Origin of the sequence: Virgibacillus proomii (genome assembly GCF_900162615.1) — a bacterium.
Classification (GTDB): domain Bacteria; phylum Bacillota; class Bacilli; order Bacillales; family Amphibacillaceae; genus Virgibacillus; species Virgibacillus proomii.
The window spans coordinates 1,611,027-1,628,431 of sequence record NZ_FUFN01000010.1 but is presented as its reverse complement, the minus strand read 5'-3'; the positions used below and the strand labels follow the sequence as shown (position 1 = coordinate 1,628,431).

18 protein-coding genes are annotated in these 17,405 nt (G+C 35.8%); 10 read left to right on the top strand and 8 right to left on the bottom strand.

Translation table 11 applies throughout. The features are described 5' to 3' along the window. The first annotated feature begins 217 nt into the window (after positions 1–217). Positions 218–358 carry a YjcZ family sporulation protein gene (locus BN1066_RS15000; protein ID WP_077320259.1) on the top strand — a complete coding sequence of 47 codons (141 nt, stop codon included), beginning with the start codon at positions 218–220 and terminating at the stop codon, positions 356–358. 53 nt (positions 359–411) lie between these two features. Here the strand turns inward: BN1066_RS15000 and BN1066_RS14995 are convergent, their stop codons facing one another. From BN1066_RS14995 to BN1066_RS14985, 3 genes are all read right to left on the bottom strand, one after another. Next, positions 412–2,370: a GGDEF and EAL domain-containing protein gene (locus BN1066_RS14995; protein WP_077320258.1), complete on the bottom strand. Its 1,959-nt coding sequence runs from the start codon at positions 2,368–2,370 to the stop codon at positions 412–414. 23 nt (positions 2,371–2,393) lie between these two features. Next, the gene (locus BN1066_RS14990) at positions 2,394–3,758 is read right to left on the bottom strand and encodes a TrkH family potassium uptake protein (RefSeq protein ID WP_077320257.1); all 1,365 of its coding nucleotides are present in this window, start codon (positions 3,756–3,758) and stop codon (positions 2,394–2,396) included. 581 nt (positions 3,759–4,339) lie between these two features. Beyond that, entirely contained in the window at positions 4,340–4,750 is a 411-nt protein-coding gene (locus BN1066_RS14985; protein WP_077320256.1) for a YwpF family protein, read from the bottom strand. Positions 4,751–5,089: 339 nt separating this feature from the next. Here BN1066_RS14985 and nfsA point away from each other — a divergent pair, with 339 nt between their 5' ends. Continuing rightward, entirely contained in the window at positions 5,090–5,839 is a 750-nt protein-coding gene (gene nfsA, locus BN1066_RS14980) for an oxygen-insensitive NADPH nitroreductase (RefSeq protein ID WP_077320255.1), read from the top strand. A 204-nt stretch (positions 5,840–6,043) separates the two neighbouring features. Here nfsA and BN1066_RS14975 read toward each other — a convergent pair whose 3' ends face one another. Beyond that, a complete protein-coding gene (locus BN1066_RS14975; protein WP_077320254.1) occupies positions 6,044–6,490 on the bottom strand; it encodes a hypothetical protein in 447 nt (148 codons plus the stop codon). 237 nt (positions 6,491–6,727) lie between these two features. Between BN1066_RS14975 and BN1066_RS14970 the strand changes: the two genes are divergently transcribed. From BN1066_RS14970 to BN1066_RS14935, 8 genes are all read left to right on the top strand, one after another. Continuing rightward, positions 6,728–6,934, top strand: a complete 207-nt coding sequence (locus BN1066_RS14970; protein WP_077320253.1) for a DUF1657 domain-containing protein — start codon at positions 6,728–6,730, stop codon at positions 6,932–6,934. A 365-nt stretch (positions 6,935–7,299) separates the two neighbouring features. Then, positions 7,300–7,767 (top strand): hypothetical protein, encoded by a 468-nt coding sequence (locus tag BN1066_RS14965; protein WP_077320252.1) that lies wholly within the window; start codon positions 7,300–7,302, stop codon positions 7,765–7,767. A 19-nt stretch (positions 7,768–7,786) separates the two neighbouring features. Further along, positions 7,787–8,266 (top strand): stage V sporulation protein AC, encoded by a 480-nt coding sequence (gene spoVAC, locus BN1066_RS14960; RefSeq protein ID WP_077320251.1) that lies wholly within the window; start codon positions 7,787–7,789, stop codon positions 8,264–8,266. Beyond that, a complete protein-coding gene (gene spoVAD, locus BN1066_RS14955; protein WP_077320250.1) occupies positions 8,266–9,279 on the top strand; it encodes a stage V sporulation protein AD in 1,014 nt (337 codons plus the stop codon). The genes spoVAC and spoVAD overlap by 1 nt, the downstream gene beginning before the upstream one ends. Then, positions 9,279–9,629 (top strand): stage V sporulation protein AE, encoded by a 351-nt coding sequence (spoVAE, locus tag BN1066_RS14950; protein WP_077321503.1) that lies wholly within the window; start codon positions 9,279–9,281, stop codon positions 9,627–9,629. Before spoVAD ends, spoVAE begins: the two co-directional genes overlap by 1 nt. A gap of 12 nt (positions 9,630–9,641) precedes the next feature. Then, the gene (locus tag BN1066_RS14945; protein WP_077320249.1) at positions 9,642–9,842 is read left to right on the top strand and encodes a DUF1657 domain-containing protein; all 201 of its coding nucleotides are present in this window, start codon (positions 9,642–9,644) and stop codon (positions 9,840–9,842) included. Positions 9,843–10,253: 411 nt separating this feature from the next. Beyond that, positions 10,254–11,108 (top strand): DUF421 domain-containing protein, encoded by an 855-nt coding sequence (locus BN1066_RS14940; RefSeq protein ID WP_077320248.1) that lies wholly within the window; start codon positions 10,254–10,256, stop codon positions 11,106–11,108. A gap of 179 nt (positions 11,109–11,287) precedes the next feature. Continuing rightward, a complete protein-coding gene (locus tag BN1066_RS14935) occupies positions 11,288–12,517 on the top strand; it encodes a dicarboxylate/amino acid:cation symporter (RefSeq protein WP_077320247.1) in 1,230 nt (409 codons plus the stop codon). Between the two features lie 390 nt (positions 12,518–12,907). Here BN1066_RS14935 and BN1066_RS14930 read toward each other — a convergent pair whose 3' ends face one another. From BN1066_RS14930 to BN1066_RS14915, 4 genes are all read right to left on the bottom strand, one after another. Next, positions 12,908–13,894 (bottom strand): zinc-binding dehydrogenase, encoded by a 987-nt coding sequence (locus tag BN1066_RS14930; RefSeq protein ID WP_077320246.1) that lies wholly within the window; start codon positions 13,892–13,894, stop codon positions 12,908–12,910. Between the two features lie 267 nt (positions 13,895–14,161). After that, positions 14,162–15,100, bottom strand: coding sequence for an ArsA family ATPase (locus BN1066_RS14925; protein ID WP_077320245.1), 939 nt, complete (start codon positions 15,098–15,100; stop codon positions 14,162–14,164). A 22-nt stretch (positions 15,101–15,122) separates the two neighbouring features. Next, entirely contained in the window at positions 15,123–15,380 is a 258-nt protein-coding gene (locus BN1066_RS14920) for a cory-CC-star protein (RefSeq protein WP_077320244.1), read from the bottom strand. A gap of 163 nt (positions 15,381–15,543) precedes the next feature. Further along, positions 15,544–17,271, bottom strand: coding sequence for a carbon starvation CstA family protein (locus BN1066_RS14915; protein ID WP_077320243.1), 1,728 nt, complete (start codon positions 17,269–17,271; stop codon positions 15,544–15,546). Between the last annotated feature and the right edge of the window lie 134 nt (positions 17,272–17,405).

The following is a 17,405-nucleotide window of genomic DNA, read 5'->3' as shown; positions in this document are numbered from 1 at the left end:
GTTAGAAGTTATCCTGTTTAAACGTTGCTAAACGACCGCTTCTGGCAAGATTGTAATTCTTTAACACAAGGCTAGTGTTAAGAAAAAATGTTACATGAACCAATCAGCTTCTGCTAAAAAAACAAAATTTCATCAATGAGTGAAATAGAATTGGGTTAAACGTCCAAACAAATTCTATACAAACGCATATTGTATAACTGTAAGATTAGGAGGTGAAATAATGGGATTCGGATTTGGTGGTGGAGGCTGTTGCAATCCAGGATATGGATATGGCGGATACGGTTATGGAAGTAACTTTGCGTTAATTGTAGTACTTTTTATTCTATTGATCATTGTAGGTGCTGCATTTTTCTATTAATACGATTAACAGCTTGTGCCGATAAATGCGCACGAGCTGTTATATTTTTTACATTAATGATGTTTTGTCAATAGACGTGAAACCTCATTAGGCGGTAATGGTTTACTAAAATAAAACCCTTGCAATTCATCACATTGTTCTGCCTTTAAAAAAGCAAACTGTTCCTCCGTCTCTACACCTTCTGCTACAACTCGCATGTTTAATAAATGACATAAATGGATAATTGATTTAACAATCAATTGATTTTCCTCATGCCTATTCTCCATAAAAATTTTATCAATCTTTAATTTGGAGATCGGAAAAAGGCTGAGTAATTTTAACGATGAGTAACCTGTACCAAAGTCATCAATGGAGACAAGAATCCCTAAATCTCTTAATTTATGCAATATTTGTAGTGCAGCTTGTTCATTCGTCATCGCCATTGTTTCTGTTATCTCTAATTCCAAATATGCTGGATCAAGTTTAGTACGATTTAAGATATGCTTTATTCTTAAAATTAAATCCTTTTGATGAAATTGTATTGCTGAAAGGTTTACACTAATAATAAAAGGTTCAAATCCCTCATCCTGCCATGCTTTATTTTGTTTACAGGCTTCATAAATGACCCATTCACCAATTTCAATAATCAATCCTGTTTTTTCTGCAATCGTAATAAACTCGTTTGGAGGGATATATCCTTTTTCTGGGTGCTTCCAGCGCAACAGTGCTTCCATCCCTACGATACGATCCGTTTGAAAATCCACTTGTGGTTGGTAATGAAGTTCTAACTGTTCATCTTTAATCGCTTCACGTAGTTCACTTTCTAGCGTGATTGTAGACTGAAATTTTTTTGATATGGCAGGTTCAAAGAATTTATAGTTGTTCCGATGTTTATTTTTGTTATCATACATGGCTAAATTCGCATGTTTTATTAAATCTTCTGCTTCTTCTCCATGGTTAGGATATAGGCTAATTCCTATTGTTACAGATGTGTAAATATCATAGCCATTAATTTTAATCGGATGTTCAAACGTCCGAATTAACCGTTCGGCAAATGATATAATCTCTTTTTTATTATTAATTCCAGATTGTAGTATGATAAATTCATCCCCCGCCATACGTGCAACAAACGTATCAGATTGTAAAAAGTTCTTCAATCGAAGGGCGCTATAACGAATTAGTTCATCACCAACCGAATATCCCAATATATCATTTATTTCTTTAAAGTAATCTAGACCTAATGTATATACAGCCACCTCCTGTTTCATAATGGCAGCTTGTTCAATTGCTTGTTGTAAAACACATATAAAATAATTGCGATTAGGTAAATCAGTTAGCTCATCATAATAAGCTAAATATTCAATCCGCTTTTTATTTCTTACTTGTTCCGTCACATCTTTTAATAAGCAAACGTTAACCATTATTTCCTTTAATAATGGATATTGCAGCATTTCCACATAAAATTGATCTCCGTATTTGGTAAACGCTGTTAACTCGTGAATAAACTCTTGTATATGATAGTTTTTATGAAATGCATGTAAACTGTCATTAGTAAATAGATCCGTCAGCTTTTTCGTTTGTAATTGCCGCTTTGTATAACGAAACATAGTAGCGCAATTTGAGTCACAATCAATAATTGCACCACTATTCTCATCATATATAATAATTCCTTCGAGATAGTTAGCCATAAAGTTAGTCATATATTGTTTTAATTCCCGAACCTTATCGGAAATTCGTAATACCTTTAAGTAAAAACAATAATACGTATCGTCAACCTTGATTCCTTTTAATTCGATAAACGTACCTTTGTTTTTATACAGTTCAACTAGCTGATGCATTTCCTCAAATGCACCAAACGACATATCTATAAATTCATCGATTCGCTTATTCAGAGCACATTCTGTATCTAATAACTTATAAGCAGATGGATTGCCGGTCACAATGATACCGTTTTGATCTGTTAGCAGTATCGCTTCTTTTAAATGATCCAGAATACACGGAGCAATTGGTAGAACATTTTTCTGTCCAGGCATACTATTTCCCCCGACTGATAAATTTAGCCAATAATTAATTTTTCCTTTGGGTAATGATAGTTACCACTTTTTTTATTTGTTTTAAAAATGAATAGGAAGGTAATAATTCCTACACGTCCAATAAACATTAACAGCATGAGAATTAATTTACTAATTACTGTTAAATCACTCGTTATTCCTAATGATAATCCGACTGTACCAAACGCTGAGGTTGCCTCGAATAGAATCTCAGTTAGAGTGAATGGTTCAACAATAGCCATGATTAGGATGGAGGTGAATATAAGTATCAATGCCATTAACGTTACAGTTACTGCTTTTAATAAATCTTCATCATATACTTCACGATTAAACAGTCGAATACTCTTTCCTCCTCTTGCGTATGTTATGATAAAAATCACGACTAATATAAACGTAGTAGTCCGAATACCTCCCCCTGCACTGCTTGGTGAAGCTCCGATAAACATTAACAAGGACATAAACAAATGATTAGGTTCTGAAAGCAGACTAACATCCATCGTTGATATTCCGCCACTTCTCGTCGTTACGGACTGAAATAGCGAATAAAATAACACTTCATGCCAAGATTTATCGGCAAAAAAATTAGTTATGTCCAGTAAAAACATACCAATTGCCCCAACCACAATCAGTGCCATAAAGGTGGTCGTTGTCACTTTCGTAAATAGGCTAAATCGGATATACTTTCGCTGCTCAGATTTTGCAAATATGTATTCTTTTACTTCAATTAATACCGGGAAACCAATAGCCCCAAAAATAATTAACAGCATGTTTATAAATTGTACAAAATAGTCATCTTTAAATGGAATTAATGATGCGCCGGTAATATCGAATCCTCCATTTGATATAGCACTAATTGTACCGAAGAGTCCATGTAAATAAGCTTCGCCTGCAGAATCAAAATATTTTAAATAGTAGGTTCCTAAGACAAGAAAGCCGATCCCTTCTATCGTTAAAAGCACATAAACAATTTGTTTTATTAATCGAACCATTCCTCCAAACGTAGATTGATTTTGGTCTGCCATAATCAATCTACGTTCTTTTAAGCCTATTTTTTTACCTAATAATAGCCAGATAAAAGTGCTGATAGCCATTACTCCAACCGCACCAAGCTGGAGTATACAAGCAAGGAAAATAATTCCAGTTGTACTTAATGTTTCTGAAAGATTTATAGAACTTAATCCTGTCACACTTAGACCGCTAACTGCAGTAAAAATGATATCAATAAAAGCAATATCCACCCCATCTTGATATGCAACAGGCAATGACATAACTACTGTTGATAATAATACTGCTAAAAAATAAAATAATAATAAAACCTGTACAGGTGATAAGCGATTCCCCCAGCGAAACACTGGCTTTTGGTATTGCATTATAATTTACTCCTTATTAACTATCATAGTTAGTATCTGTTAGTAAAAATCTAAGATATATTATAACAGGGGATAATGGAAAATGCCCATATTTTATAATAATAGTTCTTTACATAATGAGGCTTCTTTCTCTGTTTAAATAATGTCAACAGCTTTTTAGTCAAAATGATCTGAGTTGTTCTTTTATAAAGAATACATTGCTTACACCAAACTTGGACTAATAGAGAAAACAAAGCTGCTTTATTCAGTTAGGCTTTTTCTTCATCCCTTACTGATAAAAAGAACATAAGCTAGAAGCGCTCAAGTTAGCGTACAAACCGGAGATCTTCTAACGGGATAAAGTGAAACTTCATTCAAGGAGTGCTTTTTTCCTTGAAGTAGAACAATGGATAAAATTCTCAGCCGTCCTTTAAAAACTGCGATGTGTCGCTGGCGAAGTTTTTCTTGCCTTGTCACCCAAACGAATCAGACATCTCCCCGATGAGACTTTTTGTACTCTTTTATAACTTACAGGAGGAGTGTTACTTGCTTTACATGTAGGAAAAAATGCCTTTTTAGGAGGATAAGCTTGATTAAGATTGTTACATAATTTCTTTAAATTTATCCAACAATTCCTCTCCTTGATATCCCTTGTCGATTAATGTAGTTAAGAGAGCTTCAATACTTGCCTTTCTTTTATCGACAATATTTCCTAAAAATAAAACATTTATATGCGAGCCAATCTCATTTATATCTATAATCGTGGTAATGAATGTTGCAGTATCGTTACTCTCCTTGGTAATTTTTACTTGAATCAAGATTTCCGGCTTCTGCTTCCAGAGTTCTTCAAAAAAAGGCAAGTACGATTTGTCCAGATATGCTTCTATTGTCCATTGATTATTTTCATCCTCCCGATTAATAATTAAACCATCTAATAGTTCAATTTTATGTGGCATAATTTCTCCATCTTTTTCTTCCATTATGTTTAACAACTTTAGTTTAAAGGTTTTCATTACTCCCATCTCCTTTAATTAAATTCTTTATCGAAATAGGGTTTAAGCAAACTTTATTTTAAAGTAGAGTGCTTTGTAAAATTCACCACAGTTTGTCTATTCCTTCAGTTATGCTTTAATACGTTCATCGAGCGAACAAATCGCATTATTTTACAGCGTCACCTTACTTCAGTCTAAACTACTTTAATTTTACCGGAATTTTTGAACATTACTATAAGATCAGTGTAACAAAAAAAGCCTCACTTTGATATTACTTCTTCTTTATTCGAGCATTCCAATTGACAGTAAAATTTAGAACCTCTTATGATATAGAGGAGTATATTAAAGAGGAGAATAAACGTGACAAATTCAGCAATTCAAACTATTATGAATCACCGATCTATTCGTAAGTTTAAAGATCAGCCACTTACAGAAGCTCAGATTAAAACAATCGTTGATGCAGCGCAAATGGCTTCTACTTCTAGTTATGTAATGGGCTATACGATTATTGGAGTAACAGATGAAAAGATAAAAGAACAACTCACTGCCATTTCCGGTCAGCCTTATGTTCAAAATAACGGACACTTATTTGTTTTTTGTGGTGATCTGCATCGGGTAGAGCAATTAGGAACTACGGAACAACAAGCTGCTATGGAAGAAAGTTTAGCATCCTCGGAACAATTTATTGTAATGACTGTTGATGCGACACTTGCTGCCCAAAATGCAGCCATAGCAGCTGAAGATTTAGGGCTAGGAATATGCTTTCTTGGAAGCTTACGAAATGATATTCATCGTGTAAGTGAATTGCTTCAACTACCTGAACGAGTTGTGCCTTTATTTGGACTAGCTGTAGGTTATCCAAACCATGAGCCTGAACAGAAGCCGCGTTTGCCATTTGAAGTAGTTTATCATGAAAATAAGTATCAACCATTTGAACAACAACTTCCATTTATTAAGCAATTTGATGCACAATTACAAAAGTATTACGAAAAACGTAAACAAAATCGTCGCACAGATAATTGGTCAAATCAAATCATTCGTAAATTTTCTAATCCTATCCGTATGGACGTAACTCCATTTTTACACCACAAAAATTTAAATAAAAAATAAACAAGCAAAAAGGGATAAGCGTCTTGATTCGCCTCGACAAGCACTGGAATTACAACAAGAGGATCGTCTTACTTAGGTTTGAAACAATCTTGAGGGGCTAGGATCTGAATATGGATAAACTCAATACAAATATTTTTTCCCTGAACAATTTTATTATTTCTTGAGCAATAAAAACAGCCAGTATTCTCCTTTTAAGAATGCTGGCTATTCAAATTGCAGCCTTTCTGAATGTTTAATAATAATTTCTTCATCATCTACCTTAAAACGGGCTTCAAAGTGTAGTTCATTTGCTGTTTTCCTTGATATTTCAAACTCATTTCCATCACTAAATGGATGATAAATATTTCCATGATTAAGCTGTTTTGTTTTCGTTTCACCGGAAAAGACATGACGTTGATTTCCTGAAACAACAGATATTAACGGCTCCTGATGTATTAACTTAATGGTCCCCTCTCCAATATATTGCAGGGAACTATATACCTTAATACCTTCATCTGCATTCTCAATGTACATATGTAAAATAAAATCTCCTACCTCCTTCGATTTTGTCGTTTCTTTTATCGTTATATTACGGTGACCAATACCCCCAACCATAATTAAGATAGAACATAAACCAATGATGACCAATAGTAAGGTTATTTTCCTCTTCACGAACTATCCTCCTATACTCCCACTTAGTATATAAGACGAAATATCACTCGAAAAAGTTTCATTATTTAGTACTTTTTTCATTGAAAACAAAGAATTTCCTCTTTATTTTCCTACTTTGCCTGTTTGGTTTCCAAAAGATTAGTAATAACTGGTGATAATAGGAAAAACATCCTCTGTATATTTCGTACGTTAACAACTCATTCTAACTAATGAACAGTTTAAAAGGAGGAAACCTATATGACTGTATCAAGTCAAATAAAGCAAACAGTTGCTGGTCTTAAAAGTGCTCAAGCCAGTTTTGAACAATTTGCTTTACAAACAGAAAATAAACAAGCAAAACAGCTATACGAAAACGCTGCTCAACAAACGATGGCTATCTTACAAAGTATAGAACCACGCATACAGCAAATTGAACAAGAGGAACCTCAATATAAAGGTTTTTAAAGTGCATGTTCAAAAAAGAGGTCAAAAGGACTAAGGTCGGCTAAGAACGCAGGCATCCTTGAAGAGATGTATTGCTTTGACGTTTTTCGTATCCTTGAAAAAAAAAGCACTTTTTATGCGTCGATGTAGAGCTGTCGAAGCATACTACTATCCTGTTGCAACGCCGATACTCACGCCTTTTCCTTCAAGGTGGCGTAGTTTTGACGAAAGAGTGTATCCCGTAAATACATGAGTAGCCGGAAACAAGCCAACAAATTTCTATTTTTGAAAGGTTTTTGAACAACCTTTTAAAACCAAAACAACTGTTGAAGTGAGGCTGGTTCATCATCCCAGCCTCCTTTTACTCCATTAAAGTAGGTGAAATAATGCAAATTGGCAAATGGATCGGGATGGTTGCTTTAGTTGTGTCATTAGTTGCTTGTGGGAATGATTCCGCACTAGAGCCCCCAACAAATCAAAAAAATGAAAAAATAGACTTAGCAAAAATCTCTACGGAACAACCCGTCAGTCAAAAACCAGCGAATGAAGCAAAAGACTTACTTAGTCATTACCCGGAAATAACAAAAATTAATGCTGTTAATACAAATAAGGTTTTATTATTAACCATAGAAATTGAACATATGAAGCGATTTAAGCTGGCGGATATTCGTAAAGAACTCAAGAAAAAGATGAAAAAAAGTTTTCCCGACTTAAAGGTAGAATTATCAACTGATAAAAAAATTGTTATAGAACTGGAAAAATTAGAAAAGCAAATCCAAGAAAACAAACTTACTAAAAAAGAAATAAAAAAAGAAGTTAAACGACTCATTGAATTGTCTAAAGAACAAACTTAATGGAAAGAGGGAGTATAAAATGGCGGATAAGAAAAAGAAAAATGCACCACCTGAAGCTCAAGAATACCAAGCATTTCAACAACAAAGAGAAGTAAAAAGACCCATTTTTAAAAATTGTGTCAAAGCTTTTTTAGTAGGTGGTTTTATTTGCTTCATCGGTCAAATTATCTCTACCTTTTACATGTATTTTTTTCGTTTTACAGAACAAACAGCTGGTAATCCAACTGTAGCCACTTTAATCTTTATCACTATGTTGCTCACTGGATTTGGTTTATATGATCGAATTGGTCAATTTGCTGGTGCAGGTTCTGCTGTACCTGTTACAGGGTTTGGAAATGCGGTCATCGCTTCAGCAATTGAACATCGAACAGAAGGTTTTATTCTCGGAGTTGGTACAAATATGCTAAAGTTAGCAGGACCCGTAATCGTATATGGCGTATTCGCAGCATTTGTCGTAGCGCTTATTAAAACAATCCTCATCATTTGGGGGGGGCTATAATGTTACAAGGACATCAAACATGGGTTTTTGCTAATAAGCCGGTGATTATTTCTACAGGTACCGTGGGTGGACCATTCGAAGCTGATGGAAGGATTGCTAAAGATTTTGATTTGCTACATGAAGATATGTGGTTAAAACAAGAATCTTTTGAAAAAGCTCAGCAAACGTTAATGGAAGAAGCTTGTCAAATAGCGCTTAAAAAAAGTTCAATTGAAAAAGATCAAGTTCAATTCTTTATAAGCGGGGACTTAATAAATCAAATTACACCTACTAACTTTACAGCAAAAACACTGAATATCCCTTTTTTCGGCTTATTTAATGCCTGCGCTACTTCGATGGAAAGCCTCGCCCTATCAGCAATGATTATTAATAATAAAGGGGCCAACTATATTCTTAGCGGGACATCAAGTCATAACGCTTCCGCTGAAAGACAGTTCCGTTACCCTACAGAATATGGGGGGCAAAAACCGCCAACTGCACAATGGACAGTTACTGGTGCCGGTTGCTCTTTGATAGCTCAGCAGGGCAAGGGACCGGTGATTACGTCCGCTACAATTGGCAGGATAGTAGACATGGGAATAACCGACCCATTTAATATGGGAGGAGCAATGGCACCTGCTGCTGTCAATACCATTGAAAATCATTTTAAAGACTTGAGTATTGATCCCTCCTATTATGATTTAATTATCACTGGTGATTTAGGCCGTATCGGTCGGGAAGTTTCCTATGACTTATTACTGGAAAGAGGGTTAAATATTAAAGAAGACCAATATGTAGATTGCGGTTTAATCATCTACCGAGAAGATCAGCCTGTCCAAGCTGGAGCAAGTGGTTCTGCTTGTTCTGCTGTAGTAACATATGGCCACTTGTTAAATCGTATGAAAAATGGAGAACTAAAACGTATTTTAGTTGTAGCTACAGGTGCACTACATTCACCGTTAAGTATACAGCAAAACGACCCAATTCCATGTATTGCACATGCAGTAGCTATAGAATCAGGAAGTGATATATGATGATCTTTTTTTGGGCATTTTTAGTTGGCGGGTTAATATGTGTAATCGGTCAGCTTTTATTTGATGTTTTTAAATTAAACCCTGGACAAACATTGACTATATTAGTCGTATCAGGCGCAATTTTATCCGGTTTCGGTCTATATGAACCATTAATTGATTTCGCTGGTGCAGGTGCAACGGTACCTATTACAAGCTTTGGTAATTCTTTAGTTCATGGCGCTATGCAGGAAGCTGAAATCCACGGTTTAGTTGGTGTAGTAACTGGAATGTTTGAAGTAACAAGTGCTGGTATTTCCTCAGCGATTATTTTCGGTGTGATTGGAGCAATAATTTTTAAATCAAAAGGCTAGGAGGTTAATAACGTGACAGTCGGAGCACAAGTAAAAGGATGTTTTTCTTCCATTAAAAGTATTGAGGCTACTTTACAATTGCTTATAGAAAAAACCAAGGAACAAGAACAACAAAAACAGTTCGAACAAGCAATGCAGATTGTAGCGGAAGTGAAAAAAGATTTGCAACAACAAGTCATTAAACTGACGAAAGAGGAACCGCAATATAAATGAAGTTATATTTTGAGCAATCGGAATGAAAAGGATCAATGTCAACTACACACGTCCATGAAACTCTGTTGTACCGCTTTCACGCTTTTCCCTATCCTTTAAAAAACCGCGTTGTATTGCTGTCGAAGCTACTCTATCCTTGAAAAAGCAGTATACTTTTTATGCGTGCGATGCGTAGCTGACGTAGCTTTCCTTGCTTGGGAAAGAAAAAAACGTTTTTTATGCGTGCGAATTATCGATTCTATGTTTTTTCCGGTACTGTTGCAAGCCGACACAAGCAAGTCCTGTCCGGCAAAAATCGAGGCAACATATGGTATACAGTGTATGAGTTAAATCGAAGAAAACTAAAGAAACAAGCCAACGAAACATTCGCTTCGTCATTTTTACCAGTTTTTTATGAAAGGAGGTTTCTCAATGCCAGATTGGATTAACGTAACCATTCGGTCGTTTTCTATGTTAGTCATTTTGTTTTTTATGACAAAATGGCTAGGTAAAAAACAAATATCACAGTTAAACATTTTCGAATATATTTCAGGTATTGTGCTAGGGGGAATTGCTGCTGTTCATGCTATTGATCCAAATGCCAATTTTATGTATGCTTTAATTTCCATGTTCATTTGGTTTATTGTTCCCTATATCGCCGAGTTTTTGTCATTAAAAAGTAAACGATTTCGTGATTTTACAGAAGGTAAAAGCACTGTACTTATTCAAGATGGTAAAATTATGGAGGATAATCTAAAAAAAGAAGGATACTCAACAGATGATTTGTTAGCAGCATTACGAGAGAATAACGTTTTTTTAGCATCAGATGTGGAATTTGCTGTTCTTGAATCTTCTGGAGAATTAAATGTACTCCCTAAAAAAGAAAATCGCCCATTAACAGCAAAAGATTTAGGAATAAATGTAGCCCCAGAAAAAGAACCACAAACGGTTATCATGGATGGAGAGATAATGTTAGAATCACTTGCTAATTTATCGTTAAATGTAAACTGGTTAGAAACTGAACTAGATAAACAAAATGTAAGCATTGAAAATGTATTTCTTGCCCAAGCGGATAACAATGGTCAGTTATACCTTGATTTATACGATGATAAAATTACTGTCCCTGAACCAACAGAAAAAGCGTTATTGCTTGCAAACTTGAAAAAATGTCAAGCGGATTTGGAGTTGTTTTCTTTAGCCACTGAAAACGAGGAAAGTAAGAATGTATACGAAAAAAATAGTAAGAAACTCCAACATGTTATTGACCTTGTGCAACCGTATTTATAACCGAAATTTTTCACATTCTGTTGGTAACCGATGTAGTTTGGTAACTTAGCTCTTGTTAAAAGCCCTATTATGACAATTATAATTGGCAAATATAGATGAAGTCCCTTTTGTTAACATTATTTTTCGTGTAGAATAGAATAGCTATCTTATTTCATTACACGAAAAAGGAATGAACTGATATGAAGGGTAAATTAAAAGCCTATCGCTTTCCGATCATATTAATTGCTTCAATCATTATCGGGTCCATTATTGGGCTTATATTCGGCAAAGACGCTACGGTTATTAAGCCATTAGGCGATTTGTTTATTAACTTGCTATTTATGATTGTAATGCCGCTTGTTTTCTTTACAATCTCATCTGCTATAGCAAGTATGGACAGCATGAAAAGGCTGGGAAAGATAATGGGTTCTATGATAACAGTGTTTGTGATTACCGGAATCTTTGCTGCAGTATTTATGCTAGTTGCTACCGTTATTTTCCAACCTGGTTCTGGTGTGGATATCCCACGAATAAAACCAGATGAGGTTCAAGAGAAAATGAGCTTTTCTGAACAACTAGTAAATACGTTTACTGTTCCTGATTTTGTAGACTTATTTTCACGCGATAACATGCTTGCTTTGATTGTTTTTTCCGTACTTATCGGTGTAGCAACTGGACTTACCGGAGAAAAAGGAAGAGCATTCACCACATTTTTAACAAGTGGCTCAGAAGTATTTATGAAAATTATACAACTTGTTATGTACTACGCTCCGATTGGTCTAGGCGCTTATTTTGCATCTCTAGTTGGGGAGTTTGGCGCAGAATTAATTGGTGATTACGCTAAAGCAGTAATTATTTATTATCCAGTATCTGTCTTATATTTTGCCATCGGCTTTACCTTATATGCTTTTATCGCTGGTGGTAAAAAGGGAATAGCCCGATTTTGGAAAAACATACTTGCCCCAGCTGCAACTTCACTTGGTACTGGTAGCAGTGTGGCCTCATTACCCGCTAATTTACAAGCTGCAAAGCAAATAGGAGTTCCTAAGGATATTCGGGAAACAGTGCTTCCGCTTGGTGCTACCATACATATGGATGGCTCATGTCTTTCAGCTATGTTAAAAATCGCCTTTGTCTTCGGTGTATTTAATTTGGACTTTTCCGGAATCGATACTTTTTTAACAGCAATTGGAATTTGTTTATTGTCTGGGATTGTAATGAGTGGTATTCCCGGTGGAGGTTTTATGGGCGAAATGATGATTATTACACTGTACGGCTTGCCATTAGAAGCTTTACCAATCATTTCTGCTATTGGAATAGTGGTTGACCCTCCTGCAACAATGATTAATGTTACTGGTGATACAGTTTCCAGCATGCTCGTAACTAGACACTTAGAAGGTAAAGACTGGATAGAAAAATCTCCAGCCTAATCTAAAAAATACTGTTTTGAAGTGCACCCCCATTGTTAACATAATCTACCAATTGGAGGTGCAATTTTTTCTTGAATATCTTTATTGAAAATAGCTTCGTCGTTTAGCTTAAGCACATTAGCGGTAGCAAAATTGGCACTTTCGTAGAAACCCCTGTTGCAGGGATGTTTCCTTTAGCCCGGATATAAGAAGCCGTATTTTTATTATTTCAAAAATGTGCTAATGATGTTACGAACCGAAAAACGGCTCCTAAATCCCCAATTCGTTTAAGGGCCTTTAGGTCATACCCTTGCGACAAACATTCAAGGAGAAAAGCACTCCTTGAATAAAGTTTCATTTTATCCCGTCATAAGTTCTTCTGTTTGTAAGCTACAAAACAAGTACTTTTAATCATGATATGGATAAATCAATAGCAATTTTTCCAAATTGGTGATTATCGTTTAAATAATCCAGCGCCTCCGGCATAGCTTGTAATGAAAAAGTTTTATCGACAACTGGGTGTAATTGATATTGTTCAACATGAGCAAGCATCGCTGTCAACTCTTGTCTGCTTCCCATTGTTGAGCCAAACAGTTGATACTGACCATAGAAAAATTCACGTAAATTGATGGTCACTGTATCTTCCGTTGTTGCACCAAACACAACCATTCTTCCACCCTTTTTCAGCACATCAAGCGATCGTTGAAAGGTAGCTCGTCCTATACTATCGATGACGAGATCCACTGTTTCCGATTTTAACGCCACTTTCCAATCATTTTCATTATGGAGTAGTATATCGGCGCTCAATGATTTTGCTTGCTCCAGCTTTTCTCTGCTTCGAGATGTCACAATCACCTTTGCACCAATATTTTTTGCAAATGCAATTAAAAATGTAGCTACACCACTCCCTGCACCAGGAATAAATACCGTCTCTCCTGCCTTTATTTGTCCCTTTGTAAACAGTGCACGATATGCTGTTAACCCAGATAGTGCAAGCACTCCGGCTTCCTGCCACGTTAAGTGAGCAGGCTTTTTCTTTACTTGACGATAATCAATAGCAATTTTTTCAGCAAACGTACCATGATCAGGCATTCCTAATATTTCATACCCTGCAGGCGGTGCATCACTATTATCAAACCACCCTAGCGACGGATTTATGATAACTTCATCCCCTACCTGCACTCTTTGAACCTCTTCACCAACTTTTTCTATTACTCCTGCTCCGTCTGAGCCTAAAATAAGTGGTGATTCAACTCCCTTTCGTCGCTGAGGAATATATAAATCTCGACGGTTAAGTCCCGCAGCTTTGAGTTTAACTAATACTTCATTTGCTTTAGGAATTGGCTCTTCCATTTCCTTCACTATTAATTCATCACGTTCATGGACAAATGCTTTCATAGAAATCCCTTCCTCTTTCTAATTATTTTTTGAGAAATTTTTTGCTCATGTAGAGAAAAATTATACGCACCAAGCTTCTAGGCATAGACCAAGGATAGTCCTCATACTCTAAAGAGGATGCCTCCGACAATCAAATCGAATTCTTCGTTGATTTTTTCTTACACTTCCTATTTCTAAACATAAGCCTCTCTTGCTGATACCTTTGCTACCATAAGTTTCTATATGTCTTTATTTTTGGGACTTGTACGCAAAAGGACGTACAATTTTTCAAACATCACCAGTGGAATAGAAGGAACTGAATTTTTCTAATTGTATTATATCAATAATATCATTAGCAAATAAAGGAACATACACTTTTGCTTGATCCGTAAAAGTGGTTTCTATTCTTTTCATATACGAACGTTCTATTTGTTTTCGCTGATGTAAAAAGTCTCCTTCTACCTCCTCTGGTAAGACTTTATTTATTATTAATGTTTTCACATGCAGGCCATGCTTTACAAGAAAATGAATTGCCTTTTCTGTTTCTATAATAGACAGGCTCTCTGGATTAACTACAAAAATAAATCCTGATGTTTGATCATCTAATAACAACTTACGAGCTTTAGCAAATTGTTCCTTTCGTTTAAGTAATACTTCATAAATAGGATCTTCAATCGGTTCTCCATCATTTAACAGTTGAGTATAGTTTTCACTCGTCTTTTTTCGACGTTGTAATAGACCTTCTATCCAAACACCCATTAACTCAGGTAATGTAAGTAGTCGAATAGTATGACCAGTCGGTGCAGTATCGATAATGATTTGATCAAAATGATGTTTCTCTTCCAAAATGATGGACACTAGCTTGTTAAATAGTGCTGCTTCATCTGCACCAGGGGATGCCCGTACTGTGTCGAGTTGACGATTTACCTCATCCATCATTTGTGGCTGGACTAAATGCTTGATATTTTCTTTTACCTCGTTAATATAGACTTTGGTTTCATGATCTGGATCAATTTCTATGACTTGTAAATGTTTACTGATCTTTTTTATTCGTCCTCCAATTTTCTGATTAAATATATCACCTAGATTATGGGCAGGGTCGGTGGATATAAGCAGTGTTTGTGTTTCTTCTTTTGCTCTGTTCCAAGCAAGCGCAGCAGCAGATGTCGACTTCCCCACTCCCCCCTTGCCACCTATAAAGATAATTTTTTTTAGGAAGTCTTCCAATTCTCTCCCCCCTACTTGATAATTAACAGCAGCGAATACCGGATAAAGGCGATTTTTCCATCCCCATTCGCAGATGCCAATCATGGAACTTTTCTAATAAATAGGGATATAGTTCTAATGTGTAATAATAGACTGGATTAGGAATTCCAATCATCTCTGAATAAAGTAGTAATAAAAATATATCATCTTCATGCCTTAACTCCCGTGCAATCTCTTGACGGTGCGGTAAACTAATAACTTCCTCATAGTAGTGAACAAGCTTTTTAATTTGTTCAAGCATCTTTATCTGTCCCCTTTAAATGTGGATTCAAAAGCTAAATAACTGTTAGCTGTAGGTAACAAAGAAATCCACTAAAAACATACCAACTATTTAATCAGATCTTTGACACCCTTAAAGATATAAAGAGGATCATTTAATCTCCTTTTATTTTTAAAAGCCGTTGCTATTCTAATGGACGTTCATGATCTTCCCGTAAAACGGAAAAAGCGGTAATAATAATCCAGATGGCAAATATAAATATAATCGCTCCTAAAATAAATAATAATGTGTTAGGTGCACTTCCCATCCATGACCATTCAAAAGCAACCTGCTGGAACATAGCATAAAGCGTCATTACCATCAAAAATATCATTGGGATCAGTACGAGTGCATAATTTCTTCCTAACCGCTTTAACCAAACTGCGATTAACATTAAACTAATTGCTGCTAAAAGTTGATTGGCAGTACCAAACAATGGCCATAATTGATAGCCACCAGAGCCAAATCCTTTTGGGCCTTCTGGGAGTAAAACAAGTGCGGCACTAGAGATAACAGCAATGGATGTTGCGATATGAACTTTAGTTAACGCTGGGAGCTTATATTCACTACCCAATTCAGAAATTATGTAGCGCATTAGTCGTATGGACGTATCAAGCGTTGTAGCCGCAAAGCTAACTACAATAATGGATACAATGGTAACTGCAACATCACTCGGAATGCCAAGTCCTCCTGCTAATACAGCTGCGCCTTCTACAAATACTCCTAGGCCATTCGCATTAGCTTCAGCAAAGCTCTGATATACATTGGAAAAGTCTCGAGTGCTGGTAAAAAACGTTGCAACTGCAATGATAGAAACTAGTGCCAATATCCCTTCGCCAACTGCCCCCAAATATCCAACAAATCGAGCATCCGTTTCTTTATTTAATTGTTTAGAAGAAGTTCCAGAAGATACAAGACCGTGAAATCCAGATATAGCTCCACAAGCAATCGTAATAAATAATAATGGCAGCCATGGTGTATCTGCATTAGCATTTGTTGCTGGCGCAGTCATTTCAGGGTTGGTAAACAGTAATCCTAAATATAAAATTCCTAAGCCAACAACAAGCTGATGTGAATTAATAAAATCCCGCGGCTGCAGTAATTTCCAAACCGGCAACGTGGAAGCGATGTACACATAGATCATTAAAATAATAATCCAAATAAAAAATGCTGAAGATACGGTACTTAACCCAAATATTCCAGTCCCCCCTTCGCCCCCTAAATACTGCACAAAGTCTATTTGCAATATTTCAATCTTACTTGATAAAATGGCAACTCCATACATAATAACTAAAGCTACTACGGATGGAAGAAGCATCTTGGCATTTCGTTTGTATACCGCATATCCAATCCAAACGGCTAAAGGAATTTGAATAAACATCGGTAAGACACTTGCCGGGTAGGAAATAAATAAGTTTGAAATAACCCAAGCAAATACCGCATTTACCATTAATACAAGGATAAGAATAATGAATAAAAACAAAACCTTTGCACGTTGACCAATTAAACGATGAGCCAATGTTCCTACGGATTGTCCCTTATTACGCACTGATAAAACTAATGTACCGAAGTCATGAACACCAGCGGCAAACACGGTCCCTAAAACGATCCATAAAAATGCCGGCAACCATCCCCAATAAACAGCAATAGCTGGTCCAAGAATTGGTGCAGCTCCAGCAACAGATGTAAAATGATGACCCCATAAAACAAATTTATTTGTTGGAACAAAATCTACCCCATCTTTATAACGATGTGCAGGGGTAACATAATTTGGATCTAGTTTAAAAATCTTTTTCGCTACAAATTTAGAATAATAGCGATAACCTAAAGCAAAAACAACTATTCCAATAACAGCAACCAGTATACTAGACATCCCTCTCCTCCTTTTTAGTAACCACTTTGAAAAGCGCTTTTAAGATTTTAGCTTAATTTATTTAAAATATAAAATAGTTTTGAATAGTAAAATAAATTAATTTCCTCTGTATACTATATTATTCTTTTTCATTT